This is a genomic window from Pacificimonas sp. ICDLI1SI03, from assembly GCF_054740865.1.
In genome coordinates, this window is record NZ_JBSQAU010000002.1 from 393,417 (window position 1) to 411,959 (window position 18,543).

Genomic DNA, 18,543 nt, shown 5'->3' on the forward strand with positions numbered 1-18,543 from the left:
ATCCTTTGCCGCCGCCTTGTTCGCGGTGCGGAGCTTGTTGGGGGCATCGCTCATGATCGGGTGGGCGATGGTGCGTCCGCACGGCCAGCGACCCATATTTGGGGGCAGGGCAGCAAGGTACGGGCGACAATTGTTCTCGCGTAGTTCTGTCGCTCCTCCATGGGAACAATTGCCCGCCATCACTCTCTGCAACAAGCGGCAGCTCGCCGCACCATCCATCCCATGTGTTGCGGAGATTACCCATGACCGCCGTTCCAGAACCAGTTCGCCCCCATTTTCTGCGAACGCCCGATGCCGCCGTTCATCTGGGCCTATCGCCGCGTACACTCGAGAAACACCGCTGCTACGGGACCGGTCCCGTCTACCACAAGCTCGGCGGGCGGATCGTCTACCGGCGCGAGGATCTCGATGCCTGGGCCGAACAAGGGGTGCGCCGCTCGACCAGCGATCCGGGCAAGGGCGTGGTCCATCCGGCCAAAAGGATTGACGGCTACACCGGCCCGGTTCGGCGCTGAGGGCCTGTTCCATGGCGTCCCGCACGACCTTTGCCAGCGCAGCACAGCAGCTCGATCTGTTCGTCGGAACCAGCGCAGCCATCGCGGCGCGCGATGCGCAGGACCTGATGGCATGGCCCTTTTTCAGCCTCGCCAAATCGAAGCGGGTGAAGCCCATCGACTTTCGTATGGGCGACATCTCAATTCTTGTCGAGGCAACTGCCGAACATGGCATGGCGACCATATGGGACGCCGATGTGCTGATCTGGGTGGCCAGCCAGATCGTCGAGGCGCGCGATGCCGGAAAGCCGACGTCGCGGCTCATTGCCGCCACGCCGCATGAAATTCTCGCCTTCACCCGCCGCGGTACCGGCAAGGCCGCCTATGAGCGATTGAAAGCCGCGCTCGACAGGCTGCAATCAACCAGCATCGCGACATCGATCCGCCAGCTGGGCGCACGCCGTCGCCACCGCTTTTCCTGGATCAACGAATGGCGCGAATGCCTCGATGGCAATGGCCGCGCGCTCGGCATTGAGATGATCGTGCCGGACTGGCTCTATGAAGCGGTAATCGACCGCGCGCTCGTACTCACGATCGACCCGGCCTATTTCACGCTGACCGGGGGCCTGGAGCGCTGGCTATACCGGATCGTGCGCAAGCATGGCGGCAAACAAAAGGGCGGATGGAGCTTCGACATTGCCCATCTTCACCTCAAATCTGGTGCGCTTTCACCGCTCAAACGGTTCGCTTTCGAGATGCGCGCAATCGTCCGGCGTCAACCGCTCCCGGGCTATACCCTCTCGCTCGACCACCAGCTGGGCCGCGAGCGGCTCAGCTTCGTGGCAATTCCCGTCGATCCCTTCGATGTCGCCCGTCGGCGGATCGGCATGCCCCCTGTGGACAAGTCGGTGTGATGTTCGGACTATCAGGAACCCCCGCACACGGACTATCAGGAACCGGAAGTTCGGACTATCGGGAACCGAAATGCAGCGCAAACCCGCAGAAATGCTGGTCTTGCGAGCTCCTTAACTATCCTAACAAGGAATCTTATCGATTCCTGCTAACGTCGCCGCGCCTGTGCACGGTCGGCCGACTGACACCGCCGCGCAGCAGCGCCGGGCGATGCGACGGCGATCCGCCGCTGACCCACGTCACTCTGGTGTGGCAGGAAGGCCTGCGCGAAGACTGGCTGCGTTTCGGCAAGCCAGTCGGTCAGCGCATCATCGATCGCAGGACACGGGTTGAAAGCTATACGCCGGGGCAGCTCTTCGCTTTGGTGCGCTGGGCGTCCAACGCGTATGGTACCATTCGTTCGGCTATCGCCATTGCGCGCGCAGTCGCAGCGGGCGACACCTATTCCACTGTGCCGCAAGTCGATCCGGGTGCAGAGATACTGCTCTCGGTCCGGGGCTGGCCGAAAGTGCGCCAGGTCCTTGGCCTGATCGATGCAATCGAGCAAGGCGGCACCGATCCGTGCGATGTCGCGCCCGACCACTGGCGGCACATGCACAACCGGCTTGCAGCTGGAATGCAGCCACGCGCCTATCATCCAGACCGGCACCGCGTCTGGCTGCGCTACCGGAATCTTCGGCCATGAAGCGTCGAACGGTCCTCATCACGGGCACTGTCTGTGCTGCCGCATTGGTCAGCGCCGTGCTGCCGCTCTCGCGCGTTCTGATCTGGAATGCGACCGCCAGTGTGCCGACGGGGCTGTATCATATCCGCGGCACGGCAGGTCTGCAGGTTGGCGAGCGCGTGGCGATCGATCCGCCGCCTCGGCTGCGCGATTACCTTGCGACACGCGGTTATCTGCCGACGGGAATTCCGCTGCTGAAGGAAATCGCGGCGCGTCCCGGCGACACTGTCTGCAGGCAGGGTCTGACCATCACCATCAATGGTGCGCGCGCCGGTGTGGCGCGCTCGGCAGACAGTATCGGGCGCGCTCTGCCGGTCTGGCACGGCTGCCGGATCATCGCAGCAGACCAGATATTCGTCATGAACCGGCGCGCGTCAGGCAGCTTCGACGGGCGCTATTTCGGACCCATCGCACGCGATCACTTGCTTGGCCGGGCCAGCCCCGTCTGGACCGACGAGCACGGTGATGGCGCGCATATCTGGTTCGCGCAGCCAAACAATGTTGCAACCTCAATCAACAACCAAGGAGACGATCAATGACTTATATCGGCACATTCACAGCGACCCGCGATGGCTTCGAAGGGCGTTTGCAGACGCTCACACTCGATACAAGGCTCGCCCTCGTTCCTGCGGAACCGTCCGAAACCGGAAATGCGCCGGACTACCGGATCATGGTGGGTGAAGATGACGCCGTCCACGAAGTTGGTGCGGGCTGGAAGCGCGTCGGCGACAAGGCCGGCGACTATATCGCGGTGCTGATCGACGATCCGGCGTTCGCCCGGCCGATACGCGCCAATCTGTTCGCATCCGATGACGGCTCTCATGTACTGATGTGGTCGCGCCCCGCGCGCCGCGCCAGCAAGGCTTGAACCGTGCGCCGCGGTATCGCGCTAACCGCGCTTCTCGCCGCAATGGCACTTGCGTATCCGCTGCAAGCGAGCGGGCAATCGCGCGCAGCGCAAACGCACGCAGCTTCGATCGATATTGCAGCGCATGTGCGCGAGGCCTCGCAGCGCTTCGGCATTCCCGAGCACTGGATCTATGCCGTGATCCGCATTGAAAGTGCGGGCCGGACGCGCGCGGTGTCGTCGGCAGGCGCGATGGGATTGATGCAGCTCATGCCCGGCACCTGGGCGCGCCAGCGCGACCGGTACTCGCTCGGCAGCGATCCTTTCGACCCGCGCGACAATATCCTCGCGGGCACATCGTACTTGCGCGAAATGTATGACCGCTACGGCGTAGCTGGCTTCCTTGCAGCTTATAATGCGGGGCCGGGACGCTACGAGGCCTGGCTTGCCGGAAGGCGCTCGCTTCCCCACGAGACCCGCCGCTATGTCGCGAAGATTGCGCCCCTGCTGCAGCCCGGGCGCATCTTTGTCGCGGCGGGTTCGCACTCTGCGGACGCTCCGGGCGCGCCCGCTGAACCTGTTCCCGCTTCCGATTATACGCCCGGCGATCCGGGTCTCCCGGAGGCCTCGGGCACCGCTTTTGTCCGCCCGGTACGGCCCGCGCATGATCTTTTTGTGCCCGTCTCCACGGTCGCCGACCAATGACGGTCAGGCGCGCATGGCTGCGTCTCGCGTCGTCCGCTAGCGAAGACTTGCGGACGAGTTGCGGGCTGGTCAGAAAGGGTAAGAGAGGATGGCAAGATAAAAGCAGCGCCGTCGCCCGGGCTGCATGTGGTTGGTTTTCCTGGGCAATTAGCGCCGTCTGGACGACTCCCGTGCCGTCGCCACTGCTCATTTCCTGTGTTTTTTCAAAGGTGAAGGCGCCATCGCCTCTGATTGCGCGGCATGGCTGACGATGATTTCAATATCGAGCCGGGGCGTTCGCGCGACAGCGGTGCTCGCTCCTACAAAAAGGCCAAGACTCTCCTCGGCCGTGTGGCGCAGGTCTCTCACAAAGCTGGATACACACGGTTCAAGGCAGGCGGCTCAGGCGGTCGCGGCACGGGACATTTTGGACGCGGTAGGCTCGCTGCCCTGAGGCGCAGCAGAAGCGCATTTGGGCGGCGTGTTCTGATCAAGGCCCGCGTGGTTCGCCAATGGCAGTCCCAGCCCAGGTCCGCGCCGCTCGCGCGTCATATCAATTATATTCAGCGCGAGGGAGCGACGCGCGACGGATCGCAGGGCCGGATGTTCGATGCCACGTCAGACGAGGCCGATGGGGACAGCTTTGCCGAGCGCTGCGAGGACGACCGGCACCACTTCCGCTTCATCGTCTCGCCTGAGGATGCGAACGAGATGGGCGACCTGCGCGCCTTCACGCGTGAATTGATGACCGATATGGCCAGCGATCTCGACACCAGGCTTGACTGGGTCGCCGTCGATCACTGGAACACCGACAATCCGCATATCCATGTGCTGGTGCGCGGCATCGCAACAGGCGGCGAGGACCTCGTGATCGACCGCGCCTATATCAGCGTGGGGATGCGCGCCCGCGCCGAGGAACGCGTGACCATCGAGCTGGGACCGCGCAGCGAGCGTGATATCCTCAATGCTCTGGCGCGCGAGGTTGACGCTGAACGCTGGACCAGTCTCGATCGCCGCCTGCACAAGCAACGCGGCGCGTTTGGCGAGATCGATCTGCGGCCCGAAGCCGGTTCGGGCGCACGTAGGGATCGCTCGATCTTGATTGGTCGCGCCCAGGTGCTCGAACGCATGGGACTGGCTGAGCAGGTGGGACCAGCAAGCTGGACGCTGGCATCCGATATCGAGCCCACGCTTCGGGCACTTGGAGAACGCGGCGACATCATCAAAACAATGCACCGGGCCATGACCGGGAAAGGCTTAGACGCGGAACCGGCGCGGCTGGCTTTGCATGACGATGCGAACGGCGAGCGTGTGATTGGCAGGCTCGTCGAGCGCGGGCTGCATGACGAACTGTCTGGCAAGGCCTATGCCATCGTCGACGGGACCGACGGGCGCATTCATCACCTGCGTTTTCCCGACCTCGAGCGGACAGGTGATGCCGCGCCGGGCGCCATCGTGGAGACGAGCGCATGGACCGATCGCAAAGGCCGGCAACAGATGAGCCTGCTTGTTCGCTCCGACCTCACTCTCGAAAGACAGATCGGTGCAGACGGTGCGACCTGGCTTGATCGGCAACTCGTATCGCCCCGCCTCAAGACCGTGGCAGGCGGGTTCGGGTGGGAGGTGCGCGAGGCATTGGGTAAGCGGGCCGATGTCCTCTTGGAGCAAGGTCTTGCCAAGCGTCAGGGGCAAAAGATCGTCTATGCTCGCAATCTGCTGGGCACTCTGCGCAGACGGGACCTGGCCGCGGCTGGCGATGCGCTCGCCTCGCGTCACGGAAGCGCCATGCAGAGCGCGACTACAGGGGATCACGTCGCAGGCGTCTATCGGGAACGAGTCACACTCGCTTCGGGCCGGTTTGCGATGATCGACAACGGTGTAGGTTTCCAGCTCGTCCCCTGGCGACAGGACCTGGAGCGCCATCTGGGCCAGACGGTCACTGGCAGGGTCAACGAACGCGGCGGTGTTGACTGGAGCTTCACCCGGTCGCGGGGGCCTGCAATTTGACCGTGCGCGCAGCCCGCGCCAATGAATGCGAATGGCAAATGACGATTCTTAAGTGGAAGTTTGTCGGTGCGATGTGTTCCAGCTGAGGAAATGCGATACAGATTGAATGGCCAAGGCGAAGAAGACCAAATTGAAGCTTATGCTGTCTTCCACCGTCTATGGTATGGAAGACCGAATTGAGCAGATTTATGCCATGCTGCAAAGCTACGGCTATCAGGTCTGGAATTCGCACATGGGCAGCCTCCCTGTAAAACCTGATCTCAGTGCTTTTGAAGCCTGCCTAGCAGCCGTGGATGCCTGTGATATTTTCTTCGGCATCATCCGCCCGCATTACGGGTCGGGGAAGGCGGCCGCCGACGACAAATCCATTACGCATCAGGAGCTCTCGCGCGCGATCGAGCTCGGCAAACCGAATTTCTTTCTCGCCGACCGGGTCGTGGTGAATGCGCGCCGCCTGCTCCTCGATCTCGGTCACAAGGGACCGAAGGGGCGTGTTGGCCTCGAATTGCGTAAGGGTGCTGACCTCATTGATGACCTCAGAGTGATCGATATGTATGAGGAAGCGACCCAGGATACAGTGCCTATCAAGGAGCGGACAGGCAATTGGGTGCAGTCCTACGGAGACAGGGACGATATTCTGCGGTATGTCGAAGAACAGTTTGATCGGTACGAGGATTTGGAAAAGCTTGTAAATAGGCCGTCTCCCGCTGCCGAGGGAGAAGCCGAGACATGATGCAGAGAACACTCATGGCGCGCTTCAGGAAAGGCGAGGATGTCTCGAACGAATTCGTCGGTCGGGCCGGATCGCTTGAGGCAATTGCCAAGACTGCGGTCGCTTTCCTCAATACCGCTGGAGGCACGATCTACATCGGCGTCGGCGACGACGGTACGGTTCATGGCATCGAAGAACCGGTCGAGCAGACTGCCGAAAATATCGAGCGCATGCTTAATGAGCGCATTTCGCCATCTTCCTTTGTGACTGTGAATGTCCAAGATGTCGGCGATGATCCGATCATCGTCATCGACGTGCCAGCCGGTCAGGACCGGCCTTACGTTTTTGACGGTTCGATCTTTACCCGTTCGGGCAGTCGGACCAAGCCTGCCGACAGCGCCGTGATACGCAAGTTGGTCCAGGGCCAGATTGATACTCCTCAGCGGTGGGAACGCAGACTTTCGCCGTCCATGACCGATGACGATCTTGCGGTCGACGAGGTCCTTGCGACTGCGCGCGACGCGCGCGAGCAGGATGCGGGCTTCGCGGACATCAGGGAACCACATCAAATTCTGCGCAGGCTCTCGATGTGGCGCAGCGAGGGATACACGCAGGGCGGCGATGTCCTGTTTTCAAACGACCCATCGACGCGGCATCCGCAATGCCGTGTTCAGTTCGTCGTCTTCGAAGACGATAAGGCGGGCGACGAATACCATAACCTCAAATGGCTGACCGGTCCCTTGCTGGAAATCGCCAATCAGGTTTCGCGCGAACTAGACAGTCTTAACGCTTCACAGGTGTTCTTTTCCGAAGACAGCCTCAAGCGCGATCAGCGCACGCGCTATGCGCCGCGGGCCTTGCGCGAGGCTCTTGTCAATGCGCTCGTTCACCGTGACTATTCTGCCTATTCGGGTGGCGCGAGAATTGCCGTGTATCCATCCCGGATCGAGTTCTGGAATTCGGGCAACCTGCCTGAAGAGCTCAGTACGTCGGACCTGAAGCGCGAGCACCCCTCGGTTCCCGTAAATCCCGACATTGCCAAGGTCTTCTATCTCAGGGGTCAAATGGAGCAGCTCGGTCGCGGCACCCTGAAGATCATCAGGGCCTGTGAGGATATCGGTGCACGCAAGCCCAGGTGGGAGAACCGCAAGTCCGGTGTTACATTGACGATTTACGCAGCCGACGAGCCCCCGCCGAACCAGCCCGATTTTAATGAGCGCCAGAAGGCGTTTCTTGAAAGTATTGAGCCAGGCGCTTCGATTTCTCCTGCCGACTATGCATCAACCTACGCTGAAGGATTGACCGCCCGATCTGTGCGCCGGGATTTGGTTGATTTGGAAGATCGCGGCTACGTGCGCCGCGAAGGCGCTGGGCCCGCGACCGTTTATGTGCGTCTCGACAGATAATCCGGACATTTTTCTGCAAATGCGGACATGAGTAATGCGGCCTTCATGTCCCTATCGCGCACTAAGATCGGCGTAACTGCGTTGTTCGGCAACAAAAATGCGGACATCGCGCTGCGGATCCGGACACGAGCAGACATGGTGCGACTGTAATGCGGCCTTGTCTTCCAAATCCAGGAAGGCTCACTCGGGCGACCGAAGCTTTCTTTGTCTGCGCTACCATACGCTGACCGCCTGCATAGCTTGCCTAAAGCGTCAACGCTGTTCGATCTGGCATCGAGCAAAGGAGCGCCGACGTGTCCGCAACCAAGATCTTATGGGGTCAAATCTTCGTCGTCTTTGGCCTGAGCCTGACCGGTATTTGGGCAGGAACACAATGGACGGCCGAGGCGCTAGGCCATCAGCCTGCATTGGGTTCGCCATGGTTTTCCGCATTTGGTCACCCCGTCTATCCGCCATATTCGATCTTCTGGTGGTGGTTCAGCTATGAGGCCTATGCTCCGCGAATATTCGAAACCGGCGGGATGATCGCCGCGTCGGGCGGTCTCATTGCGGTAATTGTCGCCATCGCCATGTCGGTCTGGCGTGCCCGGGAGGCCCGGACCAGCGCAACCTATGGCTCCGCGCGCTGGGCAACCCGTTCAGAGATCGCCCGCGAAGGGCTACTCTGCGGCAAAGGCGCAGTGATCGGCCGCCATGCTAATCTTTATTTACGGCATGACGGACCCGAGCATGTGCTGTGTTTCGCCCCGACCCGCAGCGGCAAGGGTGTGGGGCTCGTTGTTCCGACGCTGCTGACCTGGCCGCATTCGGCCATCGTTCACGACATCAAAGGCGAAAACTGGGATCTCACGTCAGGCTTTCGTTCGCGTTTCAGCCGCGTGCTGCTGTTCGATCCGACCAATGAAGCATCGGCGCCATACAATCCGCTGATGGAGGTGCGACGGGGAATTAACGAAGTGCGCGACGTGCAGAACATCGCCGACGTCCTGGTCGATCCCGAAGGTTCGCTCGAACGGCGCAACCATTGGGAAAAGACCAGCCATGCCTTGCTGGTCGGAGCGATCCTCCATGTCCTCTATGCCGAGCCCGACAAGACGCTGGCCGGAGTGGCGTCGTTCCTGTCCGACCCGAAGCGCTCGATCGAGACGACCCTTACCGCAATGATGGCAACGCAGCATCTGGGAGAGGAGGGCGTCCATCCGGTCGTGGCGAGCGCCGCACGCGAATTGCTCAACAAGTCGGAGAATGAGCGTTCGGGCGTGCTCTCAACCGCCATGTCCTTCCTTGGCCTCTACCGCGATCCGGTGATCGCCAAAGTCACGCGGCAATGCGACTGGCGGATCGCCGATCTCGTTGATCCGGCGCGCCCCGTCACACTCTATCTTGTCGTGCCGCCGTCCGACATCAGCCGCACCAAGCCGCTTATCCGGCTCATTCTCAACCAGCTGGGCCGCCGCCTGACCGAAGATCTGGCCGAAGGCGGACAGCGCCAGCGCCTTCTGCTGATGCTCGACGAGTTCCCGGCGCTCGGGCGGCTCGACTTCTTCGAAAGCGCGCTTGCCTTCATGGCAGGCTACGGCATCAAGGCGTTCCTGATCGCGCAATCGCTCAACCAGATCGAGAAGGCTTACGGTCAGAACAACGCCATCCTCGACAATTGTCATGTCAGGGTCTGCTTTGCGACCAATGATGAAAGGACCGCAAAGCGCATTTCTGAATCGCTTGGCACCGCGACCGAACTGCGGGCGATGAAGAATTACGCGGGGCACAGGCTCTCGCCATGGCTTGGTCATCTGATGGTCTCGCGCAGCGAAACCGCCCGGGCCTTGCTTACCCAGGGCGAGATCATGCAGCTGCCCGATACCGACGAGATTGTGATGCTTGCAGGCGCGCATCCGATCCGGGCGAAGAAGGCGCGCTATTATGCCGATCCCAGATTGGCGAAACGGGTCGAGCCGCCGCCGGTGGCCAAACAATCGCCCAGTCAGCCCGGCGCCGGAGAATGGGAAGGAGTGATTGCGCGCGCACCCAAGCAACCGCTTGTCGCGTCGGATGCCGCTGAGCCGGAAGATCGCGACACGGTTGCCGATGGCGGTGTCCGGCGCGAGCCCGAACTACCCCAGCATGAGGATATAGCGCCCGCGCCACCGCCACCGCGCAATGAATTCGACTTCGACGACCGGCGCGATGACGAAGAGGCGGGTAGAAACCGCCGCATCGCCGACCAGATGCGCGCGAATGCACAGCGGGCGGCGCTCGATCCCGATGACGGGATCGAATTGTGAGCAAGGGCAACCGCATCAAGCACACTTTCCGCCTGCCGCCCGCTCTCTCGCGGCAACTCGCCGACTTTGCTGGGCGCAAGCGGGTATCGCAGGCTTCGGTAGTGGAAGCGGCGATCGCTTCGTTCCTGTCGCCCGACGGGTCGGAGAGACTGGAAGCGGCATTCAGCCGGCGGTTGGACCGGATTTCGCGGCAGATCGACAAGCTCGACTATCACGTCGAGGTCGGCAACGAGGCGTTTGCTCTCTACCTGCGGCGCTGGCTCGAAGTCACGCCTTCGCTCGGTGACGGTGCCTCGGCGGCAGCACGCGCCGACGCCGAGAAACGCTTCAATCATCTCGTCGAGGCGCTGGCGCGCAGAATGGAAACGGGAATACACCTGTCCGACGAGCTTATTCGTCTGGGGCCAGCACATGATGAAGAGGAAAATGGGCAATAGGCCATCGAAAGCGCGCTTCGATGTCTTCACGGCAACTTCGCGCGCAAAGACGCGCAGACCTTAGTCAAATGCTTCAGTTGGGTAGGAGGAGAGATGCGCTCTGGAGCAGGGCGAATTGCCGACGCGCCAGTCTATAGGTGCAACTATTCCAACTGCTTGCTAGAGGTTGTGTAATGCGCACCGAGCTCGATCATCTACCACCGCAAAAACAGCGCGAGCTTGAGCGCGTGGTGCAGCTGATCTTCGAAGAATTCGATGACGCCTTCGCGCTGGCGAAGCACGACTGGAAGAAGGCCGGGCGCATTCTGAAGGTCATTCTCTACGGCAGCTACGCGCGCGGAACATGGGTTGACGAACCCCATACTGCCAAGGGCTACCAGTCTGACTATGATCTGCTTGTTATCGTCAACGACAAGCGCCTGATCGATCGCATCAAGTACTGGTCCAAGCTCGATGAGCGGCTGATGCGCGAATACGGCGTCACCAAGACCCTGAATACGCCGGTCAATTTTATCGTCCATACCTTGCAGGAAGTGAATGATGGGCTGGCCCATGGCCGCTATTTCTTCATGGATGTCGCGAAAGACGGGGTCGCGCTCTACCAGGCAGACGACACCGAACTGCATAAGCCAAAGCCCAAAACGCCTGAGCAGGCTCTTGCGATGGCGCAGGAGTACTTCGACGAGTGGTTTCCGACCGCGATGCAGCGATACGAGCTATCAAAGGTAGGTCGAGAGCGAGGGTTTCTTAAACCGGCAGCGTTCGACATGCATCAGTCCGCCGAATTCCTTTATCACTGCGTGCTTTTGGTCTGCACTTTTTACACGCCGCACGTGCATAATCTCGGCTTCCTCCGCACTCAGGCCGAGCGGATTGATCCGCGACTGACGTATGTCTGGCCCCGCGACACCAAGCGTGATCGTGCCCGCTTCGAGAAGCTCAAGGAAGCCTACGTCAAAGCGCGTTACTCAAAGCACTACCGTATCACCAAGGAAGAACTCGAATGGCTAGGCGAACAGGTCGAGGAACTCGGTCGAGTGGTCCATGAAATATGTTGTGAACGGCTAAAGACTTTGCGAGACGAAGTTTCGTAAGGTTGTGCTCGCAAGCGGGATGAGAGGGGCACTACCCACCAGTTTACTGATTCCGCTTTGCGACCCAGTTTGAGACACTGGAGTCGATGGAGCTTTGTCCCAAAAGCAGCCATACTGCGGTCGGCGTCGCTCGTCATTGACCGCATGGATTATCGGGCATTGTGACCAAAATCTCGGCAAACAAGATTTCCTGTCAGGTTGGTTGGAACCCTCCAAAGCAACAAAGATAGCTCAGGAAAACTCCCTTTGAGAATCTTCGGAGAAATTTGACCTATTGGATTTCGCCTATGGCAGTGCAGGAAACTCACGGCGGAAATCATGCACCATTTCACGGAGAACAGCGGGCTGTAGAACCTCCACCTCTTGCCCCCATGCATAGAGAAACCAGCACATTTCCAAATGGCCGGAAGCGGAAAATCGAACCAGCAAAGAGCCATCGCTCTCTCGTTCCGTTTTTTGGGTCGGATGAAAGACAAAGCGTTCAGTGTCCCCCGTCAGCACCTATGGCACAGATTTGAGGTTGTGATTTAAGGAGGATTTGGGCTTCGTCGTAGTGACGAAGGAACGAAGATGAAGCCCAAATCCTCAAAGCCCAAATTGCCTGCCGAGCAGGTGGTGAAGGACATCCGCCGCAAGACCCGTCGGCATTTCTCTGCTGAAGACAAGATCCGCATCGTGCTCGATGGCCTACGCGGCGATGACTCCATTGCCGAGCTGTGCCGCCGTGAAGGGATCGCACAGAGCCTGTATTACACCTGGTCCAAGGAGTTCATGGAGGCCGGCAAGCGCAGGCTTGCTGGCGATACAGCCCGTGCTGCTACCACCGACGAGGTAAAGGATCTGCGCCGTGAAGCGCGCGATCTGAAGGAATGCGTGGCGGACCTGACGCTGGAGAACCGTCTGCTCAAAAAAAGCATGATCGCGGATGGGGGAGACGACGAATGAGGTATCCCGCATCCGAGAAGCTGGAGATCATCAGGATCGTCGAGCAGTCGCACCTGCCCGCCAAGCGTACGCTGGACCAGCTCGGCGTGGCACGGCGGACCTTCTATCGCTGGTATGACCGCTACCTCGAAGGTGGGCCGGAGGCGCTCCAGGACCGTCCTTCAGCGCCGAGCCGGGTGTGGAACCGTATTGGGCCCGAGGTGCAGGACCAGATCGTCGAGATGGCTCTGGAGCAGACCGATCTCAGTCCCCGCGAGCTGGCGGTGCGCTTCACCGACGAGAAGCGCTACTTCGTGTCCGAAGCCACGGTTTACCGGCTGCTGAAGGCCCATGATCTGATCACCAGCCCGGCCTACACGGTGATCAAGGCGGCAGAGGCGTTCCACACGCAGACCTCTCGACCCAATGAGATGTGGCAGACGGATTTTACCTACTTCAAGATCATCGGATGGGGCTGGGTCTATCTCTCGACCGTGCTCGACGATTACTCACGCTACATCATCGCCTGGAAGCTCTGCACCACCATGCGAGCCGAGGACGTCACTGACACGCTCGATATGGCGCTGGCAGCTTCAGGCTGCAACCACGCCAACGTGCTGCACAGGCCCCGCCTGCTGTCGGACAATGGCCCCAGCTACATTGCCGGGGAACTAGCCGAATACATCGAGGCAAACAGGATGAGCCATGTGCGCGGCGCTCCCTTCCATCCGCAGACGCAGGGCAAGATCGAACGCTGGCACCAGACCCTGAAGAACCGCGTGCTGCTGGAAAACTACTTCCTGCCCGGCGATCTCCAACAGCAGATCGAGGCCTTCGTCGAGCACTATAACCACCAGCGCTACCACGAGAGCCTGGACAATGTGACACCCGCCGATGCCTACTTCGGCAGGGCTGCCGCCATCATCAAACGAAGAGAAAGGATCAAGCGAAAGACACTCGAACATCGGCGCTTGCAACACTGCAAGCTCGCCGCCTAAACATCAATCCGAGACGAGGCCCACACTCCGCTGATCTACGCCGCGAGTTGTGCCAAATGTTCTGACGACGGACACAATGATGTCGTCGTCGAACGGCGTTTTTCGAACAAACCGCGGAGCGGAGCATTCAAGGACAACTTTGAGAAGATCGATAGCTACGTGCGCATTATCAGCGCGCCGGCGACAGAATTGCATGACGTTACGCCACTTACCTTCAACGTAGATGAAACAATTGTCGAAGACCCGATCTTCAAATTCAATGACACCCTCACTAGCCGGGCGGGAATCGCCGAGCTCAATGAAGGTTTTGATGGTGAGAAAGTTGCTATCATCGGTCTTGGAGGGACCGGCTCCTATGTGCTCGATTACGTCGTGAAGGCCCGAATTCCTGATATCGTGGGTTTCGACGGCGACGAGTTTCACGTGCACAACGCCTATCGATCACCTGGGCCATTGAACAAGGACGAGCTCGGCTTGCCTAAAGCTGAAGTCTACCAACGGAGGTACGAGCCTTTCCGCCAAGGTCTCAAACTCAAAAAGCTTTATATCGATAGCACTTCAGCTGACGACTTGTCTGGCGTCACTTTTGCTTTCGTTTGCGTAGATAAGGGCAGTGCGCGCGCCGAGATTTTCGATCTGCTGATCGAGCTCAAGATTCCCTTCATCGATGTAGGAATGGGTCTCAAGCGGAAGGATGAAGGGCCTATCAACGGCATGATGCGCACGACATTTTTCCCGCGCGATGGGGGCGCTGCTTTGAGGGACAAAGGCCTAGCGGAACTCTCCGACGCACCTGATAACCTTTATCGCGACAATATCCAGATTGGCGAGCTGAATGCGCTCAACGCGTGTGTTGCCGTCATTCGCTATAAGCAGCTGCGCGGCTTCTACCGTGCCGATAAGCACGTTTTGCATGCGCTTTTCGAAATCGCCGATCTGAGCGTCGTGAGCGAAAGCGATATCGATGAGCTTTAGGGTTGAACGCGTCTACTACGTGCCAAAAGAGCTGCGTGAAGGCATTTTGTATGTGTCCGTTGAGTTCGAAACCGCAGCGCATCTGTGTGCCTGCGGATGTGGCGAAAAAGTCCGCACACCGTTGCTCCCGACGGAATGGCAGCTTACCGGTACAGACGCCGAACCGACCCTGCGTCCGTCCATAGGGAATTGGCAGAAACCATGTAGATCGCACTACCTCATAACCGGCGGTGATGTCGTCTGGGCTCCAGCGTGGTCAGAAGAGGAAGTTCTGACGGGCAGACACGGCGAGCAACTGAGGCGCGAAGCCTACTTTGCCGAGCGGAACGTACCGTGGTGGAAGCGTCTTTGGAATTGGGCTAGGGATCGTTTTAGGGCTTAGGCTTGGTCGGACGAAACCACCTGTAGTTGCTGGGCTAACAGTAATGTCGAACCTCCCGAAAGGCTCGCTGGCAGAAGATTGCTGGGCAACCGGGAAATGATTGCTGACGCCGCAAGCACATATTTCGTTGCGATCCATGTACAAGCGCCAAAGCGCTGATCATCTGTCCAGTCATTGTCTTTTCTCCCGCAAGCCGGACAGTCTGCAACCGGCCCAGAACCCGTACTTCGGTTTTGCGCCCTAGTTTCAGACGTTCGCGGCGCACCTAGTGTCTCCTGCTCGCTGTCGTTATCGACCATAAGCGAACTTAGCCGTATAGCTATCTATAAGGGTTGCTTCCTCGTCTTCGAATTCGTCAGGCTCTTCAGGTAGCTCCTCGCTTGAAAATACCGTAAGAGTGTACCCATACTTACCAAGTCCCAAAACCTCTTCATCGAGTATAATGCCCGGCGGTCCGTCAAACCAGTCTGCCAGCGTGGTTTCGCCCGCGTGGCGTTTGCCGTTTTCGATGTTGGCCGTGTCCAAATTGAACTGGCGAGTTGCAGAGTCGGGTAACAAGTCACCTTTGCGGGGAAATGCGCGGGGCTTTAGTTGTTTGAAGCCGTCTGAAAGAAACCCGTAACAGATCTGGTCCTCACGGCTCATCACAATGGCCATGGGGTAAGGGCTGCATTCTGCTGCCCGAATTGCAGAGGCAGTTAGCGAACACTCGGATAATTCGGAAAGCTCCTCGACTCCCTCTAGACCTATTTGGCCATCTCCAAGTGCCTGCCGGACCAAGTGCCCAGGCAAAAGCAGGCCAGAGGAAAAATGGTCGGCTTCGATTTCGATCGCCTTGTCGCCTTGAGAGAAACCTGCCTTAGAAGCATGCAACGGCCCGGTCTTCAGTATCTCTTCTGGATGGCCTTCGAGAAAGTAGTGACCCAATTCATGGCCGACAGTGAAGCGTTGAAAGCCGGAGCTACTGATGTTGGTCGCATAGAAGATGGCAACATCTTCCTCATTGAATATGATGCCGCCGCTTACACCTATTTGGTCGGCTCTCTTAGCCTGGATCAGGATATCCTCATCTTCAGCGATTCTAAACGGGTCTATTGGGAAACGCAGAAAACCACACTGCTTTGCTTTGCGCTCACCACACTTGCGTGCCCACTCTGCTCGCGTGGGCCTCACGGATCCGACCGCTCTCTTCGCTCGCGCATCATATCGATCATGAGCTGGATTTGATCACGATCTGCACTGGAAAGATCGTCTTCGCCTCGGAACGCCGTCGTAGCTCCTTCCATACTTGGAGTTCTGCCAAGCAAATAGTCTGAGCTCACGTTGAGCGCCTTCGCCAAAGCTCGAACATTTGCGAAAGAAGGCTTGCGTCTGCCTCGTTCGAAATGTCCGATCGCAGCAGCTTGGAGGCCTGCCCTTTTCGCAAGTTCGGCCTGATTCATCTCGCGCTTTTCCCGCGCGGCAGTAAGCCGCCCGCCGAAATCGTTTTCGTTAGATTCCATCATTGCCCTACGGTTAATATTGCTGTATACCTACGGAATAGTAGCGCAAATCCGCCGCAACCGCGGCGTTTATTTTTGCTCTATCACCCTACGATTTCGTAGGAAAACATACGACGAATCATAATCATGGTCAATAAGGAAGGAGGTAAGTGAAATGGCAGGCAAAAAAGGCAATTCGGAAGTGACAAGCAAGAAAGCGGCTTCCGCAGCATCAAAAGTGCTGCGTAATCCCAGTTCAAGCAAGGCTGCAAAAACAGCAGCGGCTTCGGCACTGACGCAGCGCCCGAACAAAAAGTAACTGTGGGCGGGGCAGCAATGTCCCGCTCATGAAATCAAGAATCAAATAGAAGATCGGAATATAATATGGCAAAGCGTTATGTCCGCCAGACTGGCAAGGACAAGGATGGCGATATCACCCGCCTGTGCAACAGCGGGCATGATTGGTCGCCCCGTTCGAAGGCCAATGCAATCAGCGATATCGATTCAGGTGCCCACGAATATTGGGTCAACTGGGCTAACAGCCCAGAAACCAAGATCCACGTCGTCAATGGCACCAACGGCAAATATCTCCGTACTGATCGGGACAATACCAGTAAGAACAATTTGGATGATTTACCCGATTGCTGAGGTGGAGTAGCGCCTTGTCCGCAAACACGGCGCTACTCACCAACACCAGATAGTCCGCATCTGGCCCAAAAATGGACACTACGATTATGGCATACGCCTTCTGACTAGCTTGAATGGCCTGCCATCTGATGGCTCGCCCGTCTCTATCGGAATGCCGAAGGATTCCGAGTCGTCGGCTTCGACACCCATCTCGAACTCGAGGAAGTGTCGGTACTTGGCCCTGTGGTGATCGTTCATGATCCAGACCAGGTCATCTGGGTCCGAAGATGGCGCTTGTGACACAGCTTCCGTCATCTCTCTATGATAGTCGAAGCTCATCTTGAACGTCCTTTCTACTGGCGCCTCGGACTGTCGGTTCGGCGCGCGTTAAGCGGCTCGCCTCACCTGCTGCGACATAAGTGCCAGCAGATGCTTGCCGATAGCCTTTCCAAGCAGCGGGGGCACCGCATTGCCGACCTGGATATACTGCTCTGTCTTCGAGCCGAAAAATTCGAAATAGTCCGGGAAAGATTGCAGGCGGGCTGCTTCGCGAACGGTTATCGCGCGATCCTGCTCAGGATGAATATAAGCCCCCCAGTGAATGTCGCATTTGGTCAGGATCGTGCACGCAAGGCCTTCCCAGCGCATCCGGCCATAACGCTTGGTATGATCGGAACGTTTTGCCCGTTGCATACCTGCAGGCAGAAGCTCGTGCGGAATGTCCCGCCAGCTACCTCCTTGAGGGATATGCGGAAGCCGATCGAGATTGACTTTGCCCAGGCGCGGCGCGGCGTGCTGGCTCACATGGGTCGCATTGCCTCGCAACTGACGCTGGAAGGCTGACGAAGCCTCTGTCCGATAGACAGGGACACCCGGATCCTCGCCGTTCTCGATTTCGGGAAGATCACCGATCGCGTCACGAATTGTCGTGAAGGGATGCGCCCTCTCCGGACCGTGAGTAGGGGCAGGATGAGAGATCGGTATACCGATCCGGTTGCCGATAAAGACCACTCGCCGGCGCTCCTGCGGCACGCCGAAGTCCTCCGCCTTGAGCACTGCCTCTTCGACATCGTACCCCAGCGCTGCAAGTTCGGATTTGATTGAGCGAACGGCTTCGCCGCCGCCTATGGAATAAATGCCTTTGACATTCTCCATCACGATCCACTCGGGCTGCATACCCTCCACGATCCGAAGGTATTCCCTGAAGAGCGTTGCGCGCCTGTCGTGCATGCCGCGTTTATGATTGTAGACCGAGTAGGCCTGACATGGCGGCCCACCGACCAGCACGGTCAATTCGCCTTTTTTGAGCCCGGTCACGGTCATAAGCTGCTCGACCGACAACTCTTCAATCGGACCTGGGATGAATTGTGCATTCGGGTGGGTTGCCGAAAACGTCTTCCCTGCCGCGTCGAAGCAATCGTTTCCGGCCAGAACACGAAAACCCGCCATCTCAAGTCCAGCAGACAGGCCGCCAGCACCACAGAACAGATCTATCGCGGTTTTTGTCATCGAGACAGCCTTCGGTTTGTTCTCTTTTTGTCCTGATACATAGCT

22 protein-coding genes are annotated in these 18,543 nt (G+C 58.8%); 17 read left to right on the plus strand and 5 right to left on the minus strand.

Going from position 1 to position 18,543, the window contains the following annotated elements; genetic code table 11:
* Positions 1–242: 242 nt before the first annotated feature.
* From ACSMXM_RS13830 to ACSMXM_RS13885, 12 genes are all read left to right on the plus strand, one after another.
* The gene (locus ACSMXM_RS13830) at positions 243–515 is read left to right on the plus strand and encodes a helix-turn-helix transcriptional regulator (RefSeq protein ID WP_341858718.1); all 273 of its coding nucleotides are present in this window, start codon (positions 243–245) and stop codon (positions 513–515) included.
* 11 nt (positions 516–526) lie between these two features.
* Positions 527–1,408, plus strand: coding sequence for a replication initiator protein A (locus ACSMXM_RS13835; protein ID WP_460316923.1), 882 nt, complete (start codon positions 527–529; stop codon positions 1,406–1,408).
* 227 nt (positions 1,409–1,635) lie between these two features.
* Positions 1,636–2,091 (plus strand): DUF2840 domain-containing protein, encoded by a 456-nt coding sequence (locus tag ACSMXM_RS13840; protein WP_460317614.1) that lies wholly within the window; start codon positions 1,636–1,638, stop codon positions 2,089–2,091.
* Positions 2,088–2,669 (plus strand): S26 family signal peptidase, encoded by a 582-nt coding sequence (locus ACSMXM_RS13845; RefSeq protein WP_460316926.1) that lies wholly within the window; start codon positions 2,088–2,090, stop codon positions 2,667–2,669. Before ACSMXM_RS13840 ends, ACSMXM_RS13845 begins: the two co-directional genes overlap by 4 nt.
* Complete coding sequence (locus ACSMXM_RS13850) at positions 2,666–2,998, plus strand: DUF736 domain-containing protein (RefSeq protein ID WP_460316928.1); 333 nt, start codon at positions 2,666–2,668, stop codon at positions 2,996–2,998. Before ACSMXM_RS13845 ends, ACSMXM_RS13850 begins: the two co-directional genes overlap by 4 nt.
* A 42-nt stretch (positions 2,999–3,040) precedes the next feature.
* Positions 3,041–3,682: a lytic transglycosylase domain-containing protein gene (locus tag ACSMXM_RS13855; RefSeq protein WP_460316930.1), complete on the plus strand. Its 642-nt coding sequence runs from the start codon at positions 3,041–3,043 to the stop codon at positions 3,680–3,682.
* 240 nt (positions 3,683–3,922) lie between these two features.
* A complete protein-coding gene (locus ACSMXM_RS13860; protein ID WP_460316932.1) occupies positions 3,923–5,668 on the plus strand; it encodes a relaxase/mobilization nuclease domain-containing protein in 1,746 nt (581 codons plus the stop codon).
* Positions 5,669–5,774: 106 nt separating this feature from the next.
* The gene (locus ACSMXM_RS13865) at positions 5,775–6,401 is read left to right on the plus strand and encodes a DUF4062 domain-containing protein (RefSeq protein ID WP_460316933.1); all 627 of its coding nucleotides are present in this window, start codon (positions 5,775–5,777) and stop codon (positions 6,399–6,401) included.
* Entirely contained in the window at positions 6,398–7,786 is a 1,389-nt protein-coding gene (locus tag ACSMXM_RS13870) for an RNA-binding domain-containing protein (RefSeq protein ID WP_460316936.1), read from the plus strand. The genes ACSMXM_RS13865 and ACSMXM_RS13870 overlap by 4 nt, the downstream gene beginning before the upstream one ends.
* Positions 7,787–8,079: 293 nt before the next feature.
* Positions 8,080–10,071: a conjugal transfer protein TraG gene (locus tag ACSMXM_RS13875; protein WP_460316938.1), complete on the plus strand. Its 1,992-nt coding sequence runs from the start codon at positions 8,080–8,082 to the stop codon at positions 10,069–10,071.
* The gene (locus ACSMXM_RS13880; RefSeq protein ID WP_460316939.1) at positions 10,068–10,508 is read left to right on the plus strand and encodes a CopG family transcriptional regulator; all 441 of its coding nucleotides are present in this window, start codon (positions 10,068–10,070) and stop codon (positions 10,506–10,508) included. Before ACSMXM_RS13875 ends, ACSMXM_RS13880 begins: the two co-directional genes overlap by 4 nt.
* A gap of 173 nt (positions 10,509–10,681) precedes the next feature.
* On the plus strand, positions 10,682–11,602 hold the full coding sequence (locus ACSMXM_RS13885; protein ID WP_460316940.1) for a HEPN domain-containing protein: 921 nt from the start codon (positions 10,682–10,684) through the stop codon (positions 11,600–11,602).
* 285 nt (positions 11,603–11,887) lie between these two features.
* Here the strand turns inward: ACSMXM_RS13885 and ACSMXM_RS13890 are convergent, their stop codons facing one another.
* On the minus strand, positions 11,888–12,103 hold the full coding sequence (locus ACSMXM_RS13890) for a WCX domain-containing protein (RefSeq protein WP_460316941.1): 216 nt from the start codon (positions 12,101–12,103) through the stop codon (positions 11,888–11,890).
* Positions 12,104–12,172: 69 nt separating this feature from the next.
* On the opposite strand from ACSMXM_RS13890, the gene ACSMXM_RS13895 reads away from it, so the two are divergent.
* The 3 genes from ACSMXM_RS13895 (at position 12,173) to ACSMXM_RS13905 (ending at position 14,881) form a co-directional block, all read left to right on the plus strand.
* Positions 12,173–13,524 (plus strand): IS3 family transposase gene (locus tag ACSMXM_RS13895; RefSeq protein WP_149036422.1). Its coding sequence is split into 2 segments (ribosomal slippage): positions 12,173–12,508 and positions 12,511–13,524, totalling 1,350 coding nucleotides; the frame shifts between segments, so codons are not numbered across the junction.
* A 33-nt stretch (positions 13,525–13,557) separates the two neighbouring features.
* Complete coding sequence (locus ACSMXM_RS13900; protein WP_460317615.1) at positions 13,558–14,499, plus strand: DUF6791 domain-containing protein; 942 nt, start codon at positions 13,558–13,560, stop codon at positions 14,497–14,499.
* Positions 14,489–14,881, plus strand: coding sequence for a DUF6527 family protein (locus ACSMXM_RS13905; RefSeq protein ID WP_460316942.1), 393 nt, complete (start codon positions 14,489–14,491; stop codon positions 14,879–14,881). Before ACSMXM_RS13900 ends, ACSMXM_RS13905 begins: the two co-directional genes overlap by 11 nt.
* A gap of 288 nt (positions 14,882–15,169) precedes the next feature.
* Here ACSMXM_RS13905 and ACSMXM_RS13910 read toward each other — a convergent pair whose 3' ends face one another.
* A complete protein-coding gene (locus ACSMXM_RS13910; protein ID WP_460316943.1) occupies positions 15,170–16,054 on the minus strand; it encodes an ImmA/IrrE family metallo-endopeptidase in 885 nt (294 codons plus the stop codon).
* Positions 16,051–16,383 (minus strand): helix-turn-helix domain-containing protein, encoded by a 333-nt coding sequence (locus tag ACSMXM_RS13915; RefSeq protein WP_460316944.1) that lies wholly within the window; start codon positions 16,381–16,383, stop codon positions 16,051–16,053. The genes ACSMXM_RS13910 and ACSMXM_RS13915 overlap by 4 nt, the downstream gene beginning before the upstream one ends.
* 154 nt (positions 16,384–16,537) lie before the next feature.
* Here ACSMXM_RS13915 and ACSMXM_RS13920 point away from each other — a divergent pair, with 154 nt between their 5' ends.
* Complete coding sequence (locus ACSMXM_RS13920; RefSeq protein ID WP_460316945.1) at positions 16,538–16,681, plus strand: hypothetical protein; 144 nt, start codon at positions 16,538–16,540, stop codon at positions 16,679–16,681.
* Between the two features lie 65 nt (positions 16,682–16,746).
* The gene (locus ACSMXM_RS13925; RefSeq protein ID WP_460316946.1) at positions 16,747–17,010 is read left to right on the plus strand and encodes a DUF3892 domain-containing protein; all 264 of its coding nucleotides are present in this window, start codon (positions 16,747–16,749) and stop codon (positions 17,008–17,010) included.
* An 84-nt stretch (positions 17,011–17,094) separates the two neighbouring features.
* Here ACSMXM_RS13925 and ACSMXM_RS13930 read toward each other — a convergent pair whose 3' ends face one another.
* Positions 17,095–17,328: a hypothetical protein gene (locus ACSMXM_RS13930; protein ID WP_460316947.1), complete on the minus strand. Its 234-nt coding sequence runs from the start codon at positions 17,326–17,328 to the stop codon at positions 17,095–17,097.
* A 48-nt stretch (positions 17,329–17,376) separates the two neighbouring features.
* Positions 17,377–18,498, minus strand: a complete 1,122-nt coding sequence (locus ACSMXM_RS13935) for a DNA cytosine methyltransferase (protein ID WP_460316950.1) — start codon at positions 18,496–18,498, stop codon at positions 17,377–17,379.
* Between the last annotated feature and the right edge of the window lie 45 nt (positions 18,499–18,543).